The 16271-nt window shown below is 72.5% G+C and carries 13 protein-coding genes; 4 read left to right on the top strand and 9 right to left on the bottom strand.

The genetic code is table 11. From position 1 onward, the window contains the following. Positions 1–113: 113 nt before the first annotated feature. Entirely contained in the window at positions 114–2561 is a 2448-nt protein-coding gene (locus ACPCK6_RS11890; protein WP_423481130.1) for a putative bifunctional diguanylate cyclase/phosphodiesterase, read from the bottom strand. Between the two features lie 110 nt (positions 2562–2671). Here ACPCK6_RS11890 and ilvD point away from each other — a divergent pair, with 110 nt between their 5' ends. Together ilvD and ACPCK6_RS11880 are read left to right on the top strand one after the other, a co-directional pair. After that, complete coding sequence (gene ilvD, locus ACPCK6_RS11885; protein WP_423481129.1) at positions 2672–4519, top strand: dihydroxy-acid dehydratase; 1848 nt, start codon at positions 2672–2674, stop codon at positions 4517–4519. Positions 4520–4601: 82 nt separating this feature from the next. Then, positions 4602–5327 carry a carboxymuconolactone decarboxylase family protein gene (locus ACPCK6_RS11880; protein ID WP_423481128.1) on the top strand — a complete coding sequence of 242 codons (726 nt, stop codon included), beginning with the start codon at positions 4602–4604 and terminating at the stop codon, positions 5325–5327. Positions 5328–5404: 77 nt separating this feature from the next. Here ACPCK6_RS11880 and ACPCK6_RS11875 read toward each other — a convergent pair whose 3' ends face one another. Both ACPCK6_RS11875 and ACPCK6_RS11870 read right to left on the bottom strand, forming a co-directional pair. Beyond that, a complete protein-coding gene (locus ACPCK6_RS11875; RefSeq protein WP_013284489.1) occupies positions 5405–5578 on the bottom strand; it encodes a hypothetical protein in 174 nt (57 codons plus the stop codon). Positions 5579–5622: 44 nt separating this feature from the next. Continuing rightward, a complete protein-coding gene (locus ACPCK6_RS11870; RefSeq protein ID WP_423481127.1) occupies positions 5623–6363 on the bottom strand; it encodes a TetR/AcrR family transcriptional regulator C-terminal domain-containing protein in 741 nt (246 codons plus the stop codon). Between the two features lie 82 nt (positions 6364–6445). Here ACPCK6_RS11870 and ACPCK6_RS11865 point away from each other — a divergent pair, with 82 nt between their 5' ends. Further along, positions 6446–7129, top strand: coding sequence for a DUF4386 domain-containing protein (locus tag ACPCK6_RS11865; RefSeq protein WP_396880231.1), 684 nt, complete (start codon positions 6446–6448; stop codon positions 7127–7129). Here ACPCK6_RS11865 and ACPCK6_RS11860 read toward each other — a convergent pair. The 6 genes from ACPCK6_RS11860 to ACPCK6_RS11835 all read right to left on the bottom strand — a co-directional run bounded on the left by ACPCK6_RS11860 (position 7126) and on the right by ACPCK6_RS11835 (position 14902). Further along, entirely contained in the window at positions 7126–8817 is a 1692-nt protein-coding gene (locus tag ACPCK6_RS11860; RefSeq protein ID WP_423481126.1) for a SulP family inorganic anion transporter, read from the bottom strand. The genes ACPCK6_RS11865 and ACPCK6_RS11860 overlap by 4 nt on opposite strands. After that, a complete protein-coding gene (locus ACPCK6_RS11855; RefSeq protein WP_013284484.1) occupies positions 8814–9152 on the bottom strand; it encodes an ArsR/SmtB family transcription factor in 339 nt (112 codons plus the stop codon). The genes ACPCK6_RS11860 and ACPCK6_RS11855 overlap by 4 nt, the downstream gene beginning before the upstream one ends. An 81-nt stretch (positions 9153–9233) precedes the next feature. Beyond that, entirely contained in the window at positions 9234–11681 is a 2448-nt protein-coding gene (locus ACPCK6_RS11850; RefSeq protein WP_423481125.1) for a glycoside hydrolase family 2 protein, read from the bottom strand. After that, positions 11678–12538, bottom strand: coding sequence for a carbohydrate ABC transporter permease (locus tag ACPCK6_RS11845; protein WP_423481124.1), 861 nt, complete (start codon positions 12536–12538; stop codon positions 11678–11680). The genes ACPCK6_RS11850 and ACPCK6_RS11845 overlap by 4 nt, the downstream gene beginning before the upstream one ends. After that, positions 12535–13548 (bottom strand): carbohydrate ABC transporter permease, encoded by a 1014-nt coding sequence (locus ACPCK6_RS11840; protein WP_135243683.1) that lies wholly within the window; start codon positions 13546–13548, stop codon positions 12535–12537. Before ACPCK6_RS11840 ends, ACPCK6_RS11845 begins: the two co-directional genes overlap by 4 nt. A 70-nt stretch (positions 13549–13618) precedes the next feature. Beyond that, positions 13619–14902: an ABC transporter substrate-binding protein gene (locus ACPCK6_RS11835; RefSeq protein WP_423481123.1), complete on the bottom strand. Its 1284-nt coding sequence runs from the start codon at positions 14900–14902 to the stop codon at positions 13619–13621. 338 nt (positions 14903–15240) lie between these two features. On the opposite strand from ACPCK6_RS11835, the gene ACPCK6_RS11830 reads away from it, so the two are divergent. After that, entirely contained in the window at positions 15241–16266 is a 1026-nt protein-coding gene (locus tag ACPCK6_RS11830; protein ID WP_396880227.1) for a LacI family DNA-binding transcriptional regulator, read from the top strand. The last annotated feature ends 5 nt before the right edge of the window (positions 16267–16271 follow it).

Raw genomic sequence — 16271 nt, 5'->3', positions numbered from 1 at the left:
ATGGTCCGACGGCAACAAAAAAGCCCACGTGCAGGATGCACGGGGCCAGCGCACTCTCGGTGGGAGAGTGCGCTCAGGTAAGTACTCGCGGCGACCGGTTCGACGACATGCGGCTAAGCCTGCCGCATCTCACGCGATGAGTCAACTGATCCCACATTTTGGTTCACGGACGTGGGCGCGTCGGCCACCGGCACCCCCTCCGCGACCGGTGCCACCTGCGAAGATCCCTCCATCGGGGGACGTTGCGCGGGCACCGCGGCGGGCGGATTGTTGCGCAGCCGGGGCAGCAGCGGCGACGGGGCGCGCGCCGGCGCGGGCGGCGGCGACGGCGGCATCGCGGTGTGCCGGTTGCCCGGCGCGGTGGCCGCCTCCAGCATCGCCTCCAGGTGCTCGGCCGGTACGCCCCAGCCGAACAGCGCGCCCTGGCCGAACCGGCACCCGGCGGCCACCACCGCGGCCAGCTCGGCCGGGTTGGTGACGCCCTCGGCGATCACCTCCAGCCCGAGCTGGTGGCCCAGGCGCATGACGATGTCGACCATCGGGGCGAACGCCGGGCCGTCCCGCCCGACCGGCCGGACCGGCTCGTGCTCGGCGACCAGACTGTGGTCGATCTTCAAGATGTCGATCGGCAGGCGCCGGAGCTGGCCGAGCGAGGAGTAGCCGGCGCCGAAGTCGTCCAGCGCGATCCGCACCCCGGTCAGCCGCAGCGCGGTGAGCCGCCGGATCAGCTCGTCCAGGTCGGTGGCGACCGCGTGCTCGGTCACCTCCAGCACCAGCCGCTGCGGCGGCACGTGGTGCGCGCGCAGCGCGTCGGCGACCTGGACCACGTACTCCGGGGCGTGCAGCTCGCGCGGCGACACGTTCACCGACACCCAGACGTCGTGCCCGTCGGCCAGCCAGCGGGAGAGCTGGAAGCAGGCCTGGTGCAGCACCCACGCGCCGAGCTTGGCGATCATCCCGCACTCCTCGGCGAGCGGGATGAACTCGTCCGGCCGGACGTTGCCCAGCTCCGGGTGCCGCCAGCGCAGCAGCGCCTCCGCGCCGACCGGCCGCACCGACGGCAGCGAGGCCACCGGCTGGAAGACCAGCCGCAGCTCGTCGCGCTCGATCGCGCCGCGCAGCTCGTGCTCCATCCGGGTACGCCGGCTCAGCAACTGGTCGTACGTGGCGTCGTAGCGCTCGATCCGGTTCTTGCCCCGCTGCTTGGCGTAGCGCAGCGCCAGGTCGGCGTTGCGCAGCAGCAGCTCGACGTCCTGCTCCCGCTGCCCGGCGGCCACCCCGATGCTCACCGACAGGAAGACCGGCCCGTCCCCCTGCTCGTACGGGCGGCCGAGCACCCCGAGCAGGCGGTCGGCGACCGGGCCGGGGTCGGCCGCACCGTGCATCAGCACCGCGAACTCGTCGCCGCCGAGCCGGGCGGCCAGATCACCCGGGCGCAGGTTGCCCCGCAGCCGCCGTCCCACCTCGATCAGCACCGCGTCGCCGACGTCGTGTCCGCGCATGTCGTTGACGTTCTTGAAGCCGTCGAGGTCGAGCCCGAGCAGCACGCACGGCATGCCCGCCTCGGCACTGCGGTGCAGGGCGCGCAGCAGCCCGCGCCGGTTCGCCAGCCCGGTCAGCGGGTCGGTGTGCGCCAGCTCGCGGAAGTGCGCCTCGCGCTCGGCGAGCCGGATCGCGTAGCCGCGGACGTCGTTCAACGCGAGGTATTGCCGGGTCACCAGGGCGAACCCCTCGACCGTGCCGGCCACGATCGCGTACCCGTCGAACCCGCCGCCCTGCACCAGGTGGTACATCGCGGAGGCAGCCATCGCGAACATCGGCACGAAGGCGTACTCGCCGTCGCGGCGGATGAAGTCGACGTCGAGCTGCGTCAGGTCGGCGCGGCGCCCGGCCACGGCGGTGGCCATCAGCCCGGCGGCGGTCAGCACCGCGCCGGTGAGCACCATGCCCGGGCCGGCCTGGCAGAGCCCGGCGGACACGGCCAGCCCGCCGGCCGTCACCGCTGTCGCGCCGGCCGCGAGCAGCGTGAGCCACCCGCGCGGCGGCGCGACCCGCAGCACGACGATCACGGTGAGCCCGGTGGTGAGCGCCGCGCTGACCGTGGCCAGCACGATCGGAAGGCAGGCGACCGGGGTGGCGTCGCCGAGCAGCCGGGTCGGCTCGCTGATCGCCACCCAGCCGACGAACCAGAGTGCGCTGCCCATGATCAGGCCGTCGAGCAGCAGCCGGGCGGTGGCCGCCCGGGACGCGGCAGCGCCGGGCAGCCGCAGCACGGCGGCGCCGAGACCGAGCGCGGCGAGCGTCGTGCCGACGGCGACCAGGACCGCCCATCCGGTTCGCTGGCCCTGCCGGTGCGCCCAGTGGTCACCGGCGGCCAGCAGACCGCCGAGACCGACCAGGAGACTGAACAGGGCGGCTCCGGCGGCGACCGCGAGCAGCAGGTGAGCCGGCCGGCGGGGGCCGGTGCGGCGCCGCACCGAGGCGGCGAGCAGCACGGCGGCGCCGGCCGCGGCGATCCCGCTCAACACCGCGACGGTGACCATCCCCGGGGACGACTGCACGCGTCAACTCTGCCGGATGAGCGCCTCCCGTGGGGCACCGGGTGTGCAACTGTTGGGACACAGGGTGCGCGCGGCGGGGTCGCCGCGCGGATGGTGTCAGACTGGTTGTCATGCCTGAGCTGCGGTCGAGGACCTCCACCCACGGTCGGACGATGGCCGGCGCCCGGGCCCTCTGGCGGGCCACCGGGATGACCGACGACGACTTCGGCAAGCCGATCGTCGCCATCGCGAACAGTTTCACCCAGTTCGTACCCGGTCACGTCCACCTCAAGGACCTCGGCGGCCTGGTCGCCGACGCGGTGGCCGAGGCCGGCGGCGTCGGCCGGGAGTTCAACACGATCGCCGTGGACGACGGCATCGCCATGGGCCACGGCGGCATGCTCTACTCGCTGCCCAGCCGGGAGCTGATCGCCGACGCGGTGGAGTACATGGTCAACGCGCACTGCGCGGACGCCCTGGTCTGCATCTCCAACTGCGACAAGATCACCCCGGGCATGCTGCTGGCCGCGCTGCGGCTCAACATCCCGACCGTCTTCGTCTCCGGCGGCCCGATGGAGGCCGGCAAGACGGTGGCGATCGAGGGCGTGGTGCACTCCAAGATCGACCTGATCGACGCCATGATCGCCTCCTCGAACGAGGCGGTCACCGACGACCAGCTCGGCGAGATCGAGCGCTCCGCGTGCCCGACCTGCGGCTCCTGCTCCGGCATGTTCACCGCCAACTCGATGAACTGCCTCACCGAGGCGATCGGCCTGGCGCTACCAGGCAACGGGTCGACGCTCGCCACCCACGCCGCGCGCCGGTCGCTGTTCGTCGAGGCCGGGCGCACCGTCGTCGAGATCGCCAAGCAGTGGTACGAGAACGACGACGCCTCGGTGCTGCCGCGCTCGATCGCCGGCCGGGAGGCGTTCGAGAACGCGATCGCCCTCGACGTGGCCATGGGCGGCTCCACCAACACGGTGCTGCACCTGCTCGCCGCCGCCCGCGAGGCGGAGCTGGACTTCGGCGTCGCCGACATCGACGCGATCTCCCGCCGCGTGCCGTGCCTGGCCAAGGTCGCCCCGAACTCCCCGAACTACCACATGGAGGACGTGCACCGGGCCGGCGGCATCCCGGCCATCCTCGGTGAGCTGGACCGCGCCGGGCTGCTGCACCGCGACGTGCGCGCGGTGCACTCCCCCGGCCTCGACAAGTGGCTGGCCGACTGGGACGTGCGCGGCGGCGCAGCCCGGCCGGAGGCGATCGAGCTGTTCCACGCCGCGCCCGGCGGGGTGCGCACCACCGAGCCGTTCTCCACCACCAACCGCTGGTCGTCGCTGGACACCGACGCGGCCGGCGGCTGCATCAGGGACCGGGAGCACGCGTACAGCGCGGACGGCGGCCTGGCCATCCTGCACGGCAACCTCGCGCCGGCCGGCTGCGTGGTGAAGACCGCCGGTGTGCCCGAGGAGTGCCTGACGTTCCGGGGCCCGGCCAAGGTCTACGAGTCGCAGGACGACGCGGTGACCGCGATCCTCGCCAAGGAGATCGTCGCCGGGGACGTGGTGGTGATCCGGTACGAGGGCCCGAAGGGCGGCCCCGGCATGCAGGAGATGCTCTACCCCACCTCGTTCCTCAAGGGCCGCGGCCTGGGCCGCTCCTGCGCGCTGCTGACCGACGGCCGGTTCTCCGGTGGCACCTCCGGCCTGTCCATCGGGCACGTCTCCCCGGAGGCGGCCTCCGGTGGGCTGATCGCGCTGGTCCGCGACGGCGACGAGATCGTCATCGACATCCCGGGCCGGTCGATCGAGCTGAACGTGCCCGCCGACGAGCTGGAGGCGCGCCGGGTGGCCGAGGAGAAGCGGGACCGTCCGTACACCCCGCTCGACCGGCAGCGCCCGGTGTCGGCGGCGCTGCGCGCGTACGCGTCGATGGCGACCTCGGCCAGCGACGGCGCCTACCGCCGCGTCCCCGACTGACGTAAGGAAGGGCCCCCTATTAACGCCTCCGGTAGAGGAGGGGGCCCTTCTTAACGCCCGCGCGCCGGTAACCTCCGGCGGCGTGGAGACGACGGTGAGTTACGCGCGACTGGTCCGGCCCGCGATCGACCGGGTGTACGTGGGCGCCCGCTGGGGAGCACGCGCCCGGATGGAGGCGTTCTACGCCGAGCGGGGCTGCACCCTCGGCGCGGAGAACAGCTTCTTCTCCGGTGTGCTGGCCCGGCCGATGCCCGCCGAGGCGCTGGCCGACGGCCTGATCTACACGTCCGGCAGCATGGACGAGGAGCTGGAGCAGGGCGTCGTCGTCCGGGACACCGACGGCGCCTGGCACCTCACCGACCTGGGCCGCGAGCTGACGCTGTTCGCCCAGCGGGCCACCGGTGAGGCTGCCGAGGAGCTGTGGTCCTCGGCGCTGCCCGGCGTGCTGCCCGGCCTGAGCATCGTGCCGCGCCTCGCCGACCTGGTCGGCCGGGTGCTGACGCACGCGCAGGCCACCGGCGGGCCGGTGTTCCGGGCGATGTCCCCGCCGTACGAGCCGGACGGCGCCTCTCCGTCGCTGCTGCTCGTCACCCGGCTGGGCTCGCTGCGGCACCACCGCGCCGACGCGCACCGCGCCGCGTGGCGGGCCGCCGGGCTGACCGCCGACGAGATCCGCGCGCTGCCGGACGGGCCGGAACGCGCGGCGGTCGAGGCGGACACCGACCGCCGCGACGAGCCGGCGTACGCGGTCCTCACCGAGGCCGAGCGGTGGGAACTGCTGGCCGGTCTCGCCGCCCTGCCCAACTAGCGCCCCGCGGCCCCCGCCGCAATCGGGTGGAGCGCCATGGGTGTCTCCGGACCCGTTTGACACCCATGGCGTTCCCCTCACCGCTGGGTGGGGTCCTCCTCGGCCGGAGCGGTGCCGTCTATCGGCAGGCCGAACTCCGCCGGTGAGTTCTCGTCGGTTCCGTCCAGGTCCGCGTGCGGATCCTCCGGGGTGACGTCGTCGGGGTCGGCGCCTCCGGCGTGCAGTTCGGACAGCTCAACCGGATCAGTCATGCCGTCCAGGTACCCGCCGGACGCCGCCCGAACCCGCCCGTCGGTCAGGGCTGGATGTCCCGCTCCCCCACCACCGGCGGAACGGAACCCGGCAGGTGTCGTTCCAGGCCGTCGAAGAGCAGGTCGAGGGTGAACTCGAACTCGGTCTGGCTGTCGCACCATCCGAGCGTCGGATCCGCCGCGTCGTGCGTCTCGGCGGCCACCATGGCGGCCAGGTGCGGCAGCCGCTCGGCCAGCGCCACCATCTCGGCCTCCGCTGCCGCCGCGGCGACCTCCCCGCCCGCGTCCGGCCGGAACACCTCCTGCGCGAAGCCGAGCGCCAAACTCCCGAAGGCGTGCAACGCCCGGTGGGCGATCCGGTACGAGAAGCCGCCCTCGACGAGCGTGGCGAGGATGCCGTCGTAGTAGGCGTACACCCCGGCGGGGACGGTCGGCCGGGAGCTGAGCAGCGCCGGGGCCCACGGGTGCCGCAGCATGACCGCGCGCGCGGCGAGGAAGCGCAGCCGCAGCCGGGTCCGCCAGTCACCGCCGGGCGCATCGGCCTCGGCCCGCTCGGCGGCTGCGGTGATCTCGGCGGCGACGGCGTCCACGAGGCCGTCGAGCAGTCCGGCCTTGCCGGGTAGGTGGTGGTAGAGCGACATCGCCTCGACGCCGAGTTCGGCGGCGAGCCGGCGCATCGTGAGCGCCGCCATCCCCTCCGCGTCGACCAGGGCGATCGCGCTGGCCAGGGCCCGCTCACGGCTGAGCGGCTCCCGAGGTCTCCTCGCTCCCATGCGGCTCCCCATCTCCCCTTGACCTTACAACGTATGGTTGGCCTTACGACGTAAGGCAAGCCCCACGGCGTCGACCACCCCCGAAGGAGTCGCCATGCACCAGTTGATCCGTACCGCCCGGGTGACCGGGCTGTTCTACCTCGGGCTCGCCGTCACCGGCGCCCTGGGGTTCCTCACCGTCCGCCCCATGCTCTTCGACGCCGACGACGCGGGCACGACGCTCGCCAACCTGGTGGCCCACGAGTCGCTGGCCCGCCTCGGCATCGCCCTCGAACTCCTGGTCGTCCTCACCCAGGCGCTCACCGCCGTCTGGTTCTACCGCCTGTTCCGCACTGTCGACGGCACCGCCGCGGGCAGCATCGCCGCCTTCGGGCTGGTGAACGGCGTGGCGATCCTCGGCAGCGCCGCCGTCCTCGCTACAGCTCTGCGGGTCGCGACCGGCGGACCGGGCGACGCCGACACCGTCCAGTTGCTCTACCTGGTCAGCGGGAACCTGTGGGAGGTGGGCGGCCTCTTCTTCGGCCTCTGGCTGGTGCCGATGGGCTGGTGCGTGCTCCGGTCGGGCTGGCTGCCCCGGCCGCTGGGCCGGCTCCTCGTCGCCGGTGGTGTCGGCTACGTGCTCATGACGTTCGTCGCGTACCTCGCGCCCGGCGCCGGCATCGCCGGCGACCTGCTGGTGGTGCCCGCCACCGTGGGCGAGGTCTGGATCCTCGGCTACCTGATCGTCTTCGGCGTGCGGAAGCAGGAGGAGGTGGACGCCGAGGTGACGAGAGCCTAGGCCGGGCTCGCGGCGAGGGCGACACCCCGGGCGTACGCGATGGCGGCCGGGGTGTCGGCGAACACCAGGCCCTCGCGGCGCAGCTCGTCGGCGACGCCGAGCGTGCTGAGCACCTGGTCGTGGCCCGGGGTGATGCCGGAGAGCAGCACCGTGATCCCCCGGCCGCGCAGCCGGGCGATGGCGTCGCCGAGCACCTGGGCGCCCGTCGCGTCGATGGTGGAGACGCGGGACATCCGCAGGATCACCACCCGCACGTCGGCCACCTCGGCCAGCTCCAGCAGGAAGGTGTGCGCGGCGGCGAAGAAGAGCGGCCCGTCCAGCCGGTACGCGACGATGTGCTCGGCGAGCAGCGCGTGCTCCTCGTCGCTGTGCTCGCCGGTGTCCAGCGGCACCTGTTCCAGCTTGGCGCTGCGGGCCACCGCGCGCAGCGCCAGGACCACAGCGACGGCGAGCCCGACGACCACCGCTGTCACCAGGTCCCAGATGACAGTGACGGCGAACGTCAGCACCAGCACCACCGCGTCGGCCCGGGTGGCCCGCATCAGCGCGAGCAGGGAGGCCGCCTCCACCATCCGTACCGTGGTGGCGAGCAGCACCCCGGCCAGGGCGGCCAGCGGGATGCGGCCGACGAGCGGGGCGGCGGCGAGCACGATCGCGGCGAGGGCCACCGCGTGGGTGAGCGCGGCGAGCTTCGAGGACGCCCCGGCGCGGACGTTGACAGCGGTACGGGCGATGGCGGCGGTCGCCGGGATGCCGCCGAAGACCGGGGAGGCGAGGTTTGCCAGGCCCTGGCCGAACAGTTCCCGGTCCGGGTCGTGCCGCTCGCCGACCGTCATGCCGTCGGCCACCGTGGCGGAGAGCAGGCTCTCCAGGGCGGCGAGCGCGGCCACGGCGAGGGCGCTGGGCAGCAGGACGCCCAGCGCGCCGAGGTCCACGAAGTCCAGCGACGGCGCGGGCAGACCCTGCGGCAGCTCGCCGATCCGGGCCAGGTCGATCGGGGCCAGCTCGGCGAGCAGCGTCGCGGCGGCCACGCCGACCAGGGAGAACGGCACGGCGGGCCGCCACCGGCCGCCGAGCAGCATCAGCGCCGCCACGCCGAGCGCCACAGCGATCGCGGCGGGACGGGGCTGCGCGGCGAACCGGGCTACCGCGTCGGCTGCCACCGCCCACACCTTCTCGCCGTGCGCGCCGGTGACGCCGAGCGCGGCCGGCACCTGTTGCAGCGCGATGACCACGGCGATGCCGGCGGTGAACCCCTCGATCACCGGGGACGGCAGGTAGCGGACGTACCGGCCGAGGCGGGCCACTGCGAGCGCGATCAGGATCAGCCCGGCCAGCGCGCCGACCATCAGCACGCCACCGGCGCCGAACTGCTGCACCACGGGCACCAGCACGACAGTCATGGCCCCGGTGGGGCCGGAGACCTGGAGGTTGGAGCCGCCGAAGATCGCCGCGACGGCTCCGGCGACGATGGCGGTGACCAGGCCGGCCTGCGCGCCGAGCCCGGAGGTGACGCCGAAGGCGAGCGCCAGGGGCAGCGCCACTACGGCGACGGTGAGCCCGGCGAGCAGGTCGCGCCGGGGTGAGCGGCGCGCTGCCGCCCAGTCGGCCCGGCCGGGCAGCAGCCCGCGGAACAGCCGGCCCGCCTGCCGGACGGCGTCACCGGCGCGAAGGGCCGCCGCGCTCACCGGTCCGTCCCGGAGGCCCGCAGCTCGTCGAGCAGGGCGTCCCGGTCGGTGAGGACGGCGCCGAGGATGCGTCGTCCGGCGGCGAGCAGGTCGGCCACGTCGGGGGTGCTGAGCGCGTACATGACCAGCGGGCCGTCCCGGTACGAGGTGACCATGCCGGCGCGGCGCAGCACGGCGAGCTGCTGGGAGAGGTTCGACGCCTCCACGTCGATGGCGGCGAGCAGGTCGCGGACCGGCTTGGGCCCGTCCTGGAGCAGTTCGAGCACCCGGATGCGGACGGGGTGCCCGAGGGTGCGGAACAGCTCCGCCTTGGCCTGGTACAGCGGCACCGACACGACGCACCCCTCCGACGACGACCCTGAAGACTTTAGCACTTGCAGAAATCTTCACATCGATGGAGATGGAGGGCGGCCCGCTCAGGCCAGGTCGTTGACGCAGCGCAGCACCGGCCGGGAGGTGAGCGCCTCGGCATCCAGCGGGCACGTGGTGCTCACCGTGAAGACAACGCTCTCGCCCGGCAGCAGCGTCACCAGGGCCCGGTCCACCTGCGCGGCCGGATCGAGGCGGTCCGGGAACAGCGTCAGGTCGCGCAGCACCGTCCGGGCGGTCACCCGGACCCGACGGCCGCCGTCGACCGGCTCGACGGCCGCGTCCCACTGCGCCGCCAGCCACCGCACGTCGCGGTCCTCGGCGAAGAACCACAGCGCGCGCTCCGCCGCGTCCCCGGCCTCCGCGACGAGCAGTTCCGCGCGGCCGTCGTCCGGCCGCGCCAGCTCCGCCGGGAGTTCCACCACGACCGAGGAGTACGCCGGGACGTCGAGGTCGACCGAGGTCTTCGCCCTCGGCTCCCCGGTGAGGGCCAGCCGGGTGACGGTGGCCGGCCCGCTCCACGCCCGGGCGGTCTCGTTCACCGCCACCAGCGCCAGCCCACCGTCGCGCGGCTGCACCGTCAGCAGCCGGTCGGCGTAGGCGCGGCGCAGCGCGTACCAGAGGGGTTTGCGGCGGCCGTCACCGTCGATCGCCGACCAGGACGTGACCGGCCAGCAGTCGTTCAGCTGCCACACGACGGTGCCGGCGCAGACCGGCCGGTGCGACCGGAAGTGCTCGACGCCGAGCTGGATGGCGCGGGCCTGGTTGAGCTGGGTGAGGTAGTGCCAGTCGTCGAAGTCGGCCGGCGGCGGCAGGTGGGCGTCGAGCCCGCGCCGGAGCTTGCCGTCCCCGTCGGCCGCCTTCTGGTGGTGCGCCATGCCCGGTGAGTCGTGCGCGAGCGGGTCGTCGGCGAGGGCCCGGCGCAGCGTCGCGTACGCGGGCGGCGCCTGGTAGCCGAACTCGGCCACGAAGCGCGGCACGTACTCCCGGTAACGGATGTAGTCGTCGGTGTTCCACACGTCCCAGATGTGCGTGGTGCCGTGCGCCGGGTCGTTGGGGTGGACGTCCTCGCTGCCGGACCAGGGGCTCCCCGGCCAGTACGGGACGGTCGGGTCCAGCTCGCCGACGACGGTGGGCAGCAGGTCCAGGTAGTAGCCGCGTCCCCAGGTACGCCCGGCCAGGGGCTCCTGCCAGTCCCAGTCGTGCCAGCCCCAGATGTTCTCGTTGTTGCCGGTCCAGAGCACCAGCGACGGGTGCCCGGCCAGGCGGGTCACCTGCTCGCGCGCCTCCGCCTCGACCTCGGTGCGGAACGGCTCCTCCTCCGGGTACGCGGCGCAGGCGAACAGGAAGTCCTGCTGCACCAGCAGGCCCATCTCGTCGGCGAGGTCGTAGAAGTCGTCCGACTCGTACCGGCCGCCACCCCAGACGCGCAGCAGGTTGACGTTCGCGCCGGCCGCCTGGCCGAACCGCTCGGCGAGGCGCTCCCGGGTGACCCGGTTCGGGAACGCGTCGTCGGGGATCCAGTTGACGCCCTTGACGAACACCGGCACGTCGTTGACGTGCAGCGTGAACGGGGTGCCGTGCGCGTCGGGTGTGGTGTCCAGCCGGACCGAGCGGAAGCCGATCCGCCGGGCCGCGGCGTCCAGCTCCCGGCCGTCGGCGCCGTGCAGGCTCACGTCGAGGTCGTAGCGCGGCTGGTCGCCGTACCCGATGGGCCACCACAGCTCGGGGTCCGCGACGGTGAGCGTCACGACGGCGGTCCGCTCCCCCGCCGGTACGGCGACCTCGGCGGTGACCCCGGCGACGGCGGCACGGACGGTCAGCGGCTCGTCGCCGGCCCGCTCGACCTCGGCGTGCAGCTCGACCCGGCCGACGCCGTCGGCCACGGTGACCAGGGGCCGGACCGACGCGAGCCGGGCGGTGGACCAGGCGTGCAGGCCGATGTCGCGCCAGATGCCGGCGGTGACGAGCGTGGGCCCCCAGTCCCAGCCGAAGTTGCAGGCGGTCTTGCGGATGAAGTGGAACGGCTCCGGGTACGCGTTGGGCCGGTCACCGAGCCGGTCCCGGTGCGTCTCGGCGTACCGGTACGGGGAGTCGAAGCGTACGGCGAGGGTGTTGCCGTCCGGGCGCAGCAGCGCGCGGACGTCGAAGCGGTACGAGCGGTGCTGGTTCTCGGTGCGGCCGACCTCGACGCCGTTGAGCGTCACGGTGGCGACCGTGTCGAGGCCGGCGCAGACCAGGTCGGCCCGGTCCTCGTCACCGGGGCGCCAGGTGAACGTGGTCTCGTAGACCCAGTCGGTGCGGCCGATCCAGGGGAGGCGGTTCTCGTTGTCGTCTCGGTACGGGTCGGGGATGCGGCCGGCCGCGAGCAGGTCGGTGTGCACGCAACCGGGGACCGTCGCCGGCACCACCGTTCCGGCGATCTCCGGCGGCACCGCCGGACCGGGCTCGGCCCGCAGCGTCCATCCCTCGTGCAGCAGCGTTCGACGGCTCACGACTTCACCGCGCCTTCCATGATTCCGCGGACGATCTGACGTCCACCGATGAACAGCATGACCAGCAGGGGGACGGTGGCGATGAACGCACCAGCGAGCACCCGCCGGTAGATCACGTAGTTGCCGCTGGCGAGGTCGGAGACCGCCACCATCGACGTCGGGTAGTCGGTGCCGCTGAGCGTGATCAGCGGCCACTGGAAGTCGTTCCAGGTGGCCACGAACGTCAGCAGGCCGAGCACGGCCAGCGCCGGGCGGATCGCGGGCAGCACGATCGTCGCGTACACCCGCATGGTCGTGGCGCCGTCGACCCGGGCCGACTCGATCAGCTCGTCCGGGACGGTGTTCACGATGAACTGCCGCATGTAGAACACGCCGAACGCGGTGACCAGGCCGGGCGCGATGACGGCGAGCAGCGTGCCGTTCCAGCCGAGCTTGCCCATCACGATGTAGAGCGCGACGATGCCGAGCTGGTTGGGCACGGTCAGGGTGAGCACCACGAACAGCATCAGCGCGCGGCTGCCTTTGAAGCGCAGCTTGGCGAAGGCGAAGCCGGCCAGCGAGCAGAAGAACAGCACCGAGGCGGTCACGACGGTGGAGACGATGACGCTGTTGACCAGCGACGCGGCGAAGTAGACGTCCTGGAGGGAGAAGACCTCGTCGACGTTGGTGAGGAAGCGGTCACCGGGGATCACCGCGGGTGGCAGCTTCGCCAGCGCCTCGTCGTCGCTGGTGGCGATGACGAACATCCAGTAGAGCGGGAACGCGGCGAACAGCATGCTCACCGCGAGCAGCAGGTAGGTCCAGAGCCCGGCCGGGGTGTCCTGTGGCGCCCGGGCCACCACGCGTCGCGTCGTCACCGGCGGCCTCCGGAGAGTCGGTTGGTCAGCAGGTAGTTGAGACCGGCGACGACCAGAATGATCAGGAACAGCGCCCAGGACATCGCGGCGGCGTACCCGAGGTTGAGGTCCTTCCAGCCGACCTTGTAGATGAGCTGGGCGATGGTCTGCCACTCGCCGTCCGGCCCGCCGGTCGCGGCCTGCGCGTTCGGGTCGAACAGCATCGGCTCGGTGAACAGTTGCAACCCGCCGATGGTGGACAGGATGACGGTGAACAGCACCACCGGCTGGATCATCGGCACGGTGATCCGCCAGAGCTGCTTCCACGGCCCGGCGCCGTCGATCGCGGCGGCCTCGTAGACGTCGCGCGGGATGGACTGCATGGCGGCCAGGTAGAGCAGCGCGTTGTAGCCGATCCACTTCCAGTTGACCATGGTGGCGATGGCGATCCAGGCGTGCAGCTTGTCCGCCCGCCAATCGATCGGGTCGTCCGGGCCGCCGATGCCGAGCAGGCCGAGCGCCCAGTTCGCCATGCCGAAGTCGCGGGAGAAGAAGACGCTGAACACCATCGTCGAGGCCACGATCGGTGTCACGTACGGCAGCAGCACGCCCACCCGCCACCACGTCTGCGCCCGCAGCCTGCGGTTGAGCAGCGACGCGACGAGCAGCGCGAGCAGCAGTTGCGGCACTGTGGAGAGCAGGAAGATGCCGAACGTGTTGTAGAGGGCGTTCCAGAAGTCCTCGTCGGCGAAGAGGCGGTTGAAGTTCTCCACGCCCGCCCAGTACGGCAGCGTCGGGTCGTCCAGCCGGTAGTTGCGCAGCGACACGACCGCGTTGAACAGCAGCGGGAACAGCCCGAACACGAGGAAGAGCAGGAAGAACGGCGCGATCATCAGGTACGGCATGTAGCGCATGTCGAAGCGGTACAGCCGGTCGCGCCAGCTCATCCGCCGGTCGCCGGCGCCGGTACGGCCGGGCTTGCGCGCGGGTGGGCGGCCGGGCGGCGCGGGCGCGGCACGGGTGCTGGACATCTGTTCACTCCAGGGCCGGGAGATCGGACGGTGACGGGGCGGACCGGGCCGCCCCGTCACCTGTGACACGTCAGGACTTCGCGGCCTTCTCGGCCTCCTTGACCGCCTCGTTCCAGGCGGCGTCGGACTTGAGTGACTTGTTCTCCACCCGCCGGATCACGTTCTCCACCGCCACCCGGGTCGGGCCGTTCTTGCGGCCCAGGTACTGCGGGGTGAGGCCCTGCGCCATCTTCGGGAAGATCTGGCCGACCGGGGCGTCGTTGAAGAACGGGTTCTTGAAGTCGGCGATGGCCGGGTCGCTGTAGAGCGCCGGCTGCGACGGCAGGTTGCCGACCTTCTTGAAGATCTCGATCTGCTGCTCCGGCGCGACCAGCCAGGTCAGCAGCTTGTACGCCTCGTCGACGTTCTTGCCCTCCTTGGGCAGCGTCAGGAAGGAGCCACCCCAGTTGCCGCCGCCGCCCGGTACCGCGGCGATGTCCCACTTGCCCTCGGTGCCCGGCGCGGTGTCCTTGATGTGGCCGAGCATCCACGCCGGGCAGGCGAGCACCGCGAACGCGCCGCTGGTGAAGCCCTTGTCCCAGTCGGCCTGGAAGCTGACCAGGTTGGCCGACAGCCCGGCGCCCACAGCCTTGACCGTGTAGTCGAACGCGACCTTCGGGCCCTGCTCCATCCGGAGCTGGTCCTGCTCGTCGTAGAACCCGACCGGCTGCTGGCCGAGGATCGGGTTGAACAGGTTGGTGCCGGCGTCGATGAACTTCTTCTTGGTCTTGGCGGTGTACTGCTGGCCGACCTCGATGAACCTGTCCCAGGTGGGCCAGAGGGCTGATACCTGGTCGCGTTCGGTGGGCAGGCCGGCGGCCTTGAACAGGTCGGTGCGGTAGCACATGGCCAGGCCGCCGACGTCGGTGCCGAGGCCGATCTGCGTCTTGCCGTCCGCCGACAGCGACTGCTTCCACTTCCAGGGCAGGTACTTGCTCTCGTACGAGCCGGCGCCCTTGTCGAGCAGGTTGACGAACTTGTCGGACTGGCTGCGGAACTGGACCATGAAGCCCTCGTCGATCGCCGCGATGTCCGGCGCCCCGTTGCCGGCGACGAGCTTCTTCTGCAGGTCCTCGTGCTGGGCGTTGTACTCGCCCGAGTTGAGCTGGATCTTGACGTTCGGGTGCTCGGCCTCGTACTTGGCCTTCAGATCCTGGAGCCCGAAGTCGCCCCAGAAGTTGATTTTCAGCGTGACCTGACCACCGGCCGAGTCCGAGCCGCCGGTGGTGCTCCTGCCGCTGCAGGCGGCGATCATGACCAGGCTGACGGCACCGACGGCGGCCACCCGCGCCAGGTGCGTCCAGGACCGTCTCATCTCATCCTCCGCGCCGAATGGGAACGCTCCCGAATATCGAGAGACGTTGACTGAACCGGATAAGTGACGCCACCGTACGGTCCTCATTCATCACTGTCAACGGTCGGTTACCGATGCGCCGGTCCGGTAACCTCGCCGCCGCTCACGACCACGCTGCGGGCGGTCCCGGCGGGTCCGCGCTCTAAGCTGAACCGCACAAGCGACCGCCGCTGGACGCCGTCCACCGGCACCGCCGGTGGCACCCGGACCCGGCAGCGCGTGCAGTAGCGTCACCAGACGCCGGTGATCCGGCGACCGGAAGCGCCCGCGAGGGCCGGACACAGTGGAGGAACGCTTCGGTGAAGCGGCCGACCATCGCCGACGTCGCCCGGCGCGCCGGGGTCTCCAAGGGCGCGGTGTCGTACGCCCTGAACGGCCAGCCCGGTGTCTCCGAGGCGACCCGGCAGCGGATCCTCGCCATCGCCGCCGAGATCGGGTTCCGTCCGAGCAGCGCCGCCCGCGCGTTGTCCGGCGCCACCGCCAAGGCGGTCGGGCTGGCGCTGTGCCGCCCCGCCCGGATACTCGGCATCGAGCCGTTCTTCATGGAGCTGATCAGCGGCGTCGAGGCCGAACTGTCCGCCCGCTCGTACGCGCTCACGCTCCAGGTGGTCAGCGACCAGGAGGCCGAGATCGCCGTCTACCGGCGGTGGTGGGCCGAACGCCGGGTCGACGGCGTCCTCGTCTGCGACCTGCGTACCGACGACCGGCGCGTGCCGGCGCTTGAGGAACTGCAACTGCCGGCGGTGGTGATCGGCGGCCCCGGGCACACCGGCGGCCTGGCGAGCGTCTGGGCCGACGACGCGGCGGCCCTCGTCGAGACGGTGGAGTACCTGGTCGCGCTCGGCCACCGGCGCATCGCCCGGGTCGGCGGGCTGCAGTCGCTGCTGCACACCGAGATCCGCACCGAGGCGTTCACCGGCGTGTGCCGGCGGCTCGGTCTGGACGAGGCGACCACCGTCTGGTCCGACTACACCGGCGAGGAGGGCGCGCGAGCCACCCGGCGGCTGCTCAGCTCCGCCGGGCGGCCGACCGCGGTGATCTACGACAACGACGTGATGGCGATCGCCGGGCTCTCGGTGGCCCAGGAGATGGGCCTCACCGTGCCGGGCGACCTGTCCATCGTAGCCTGGGACGACTCACCGCTGTGCCGGCTGGTGCACCCGCCGCTCACCGCGCTGGGCCGGGACATCCCGGCGTACGGCGCGCACGCCGCACGGCAGCTCCTGGCCGTGATCGCGGGTGAGCCGGCCGCCGTCGTGCAGGACGAGACCGCGCACCTGACGCCGCGCGGCAGCACCGCCCCACCTCGTACGACGGCTCGCTGAACCGG

The sequence above is a fragment of the Micromonospora sp. AB353 genome (genome assembly GCF_049538395.1).
GTDB lineage: Bacteria > Actinomycetota > Actinomycetes > Mycobacteriales > Micromonosporaceae > Micromonospora > Micromonospora aurantiaca.
This window is presented reverse-complemented; position numbering and strand designations above follow the sequence as displayed.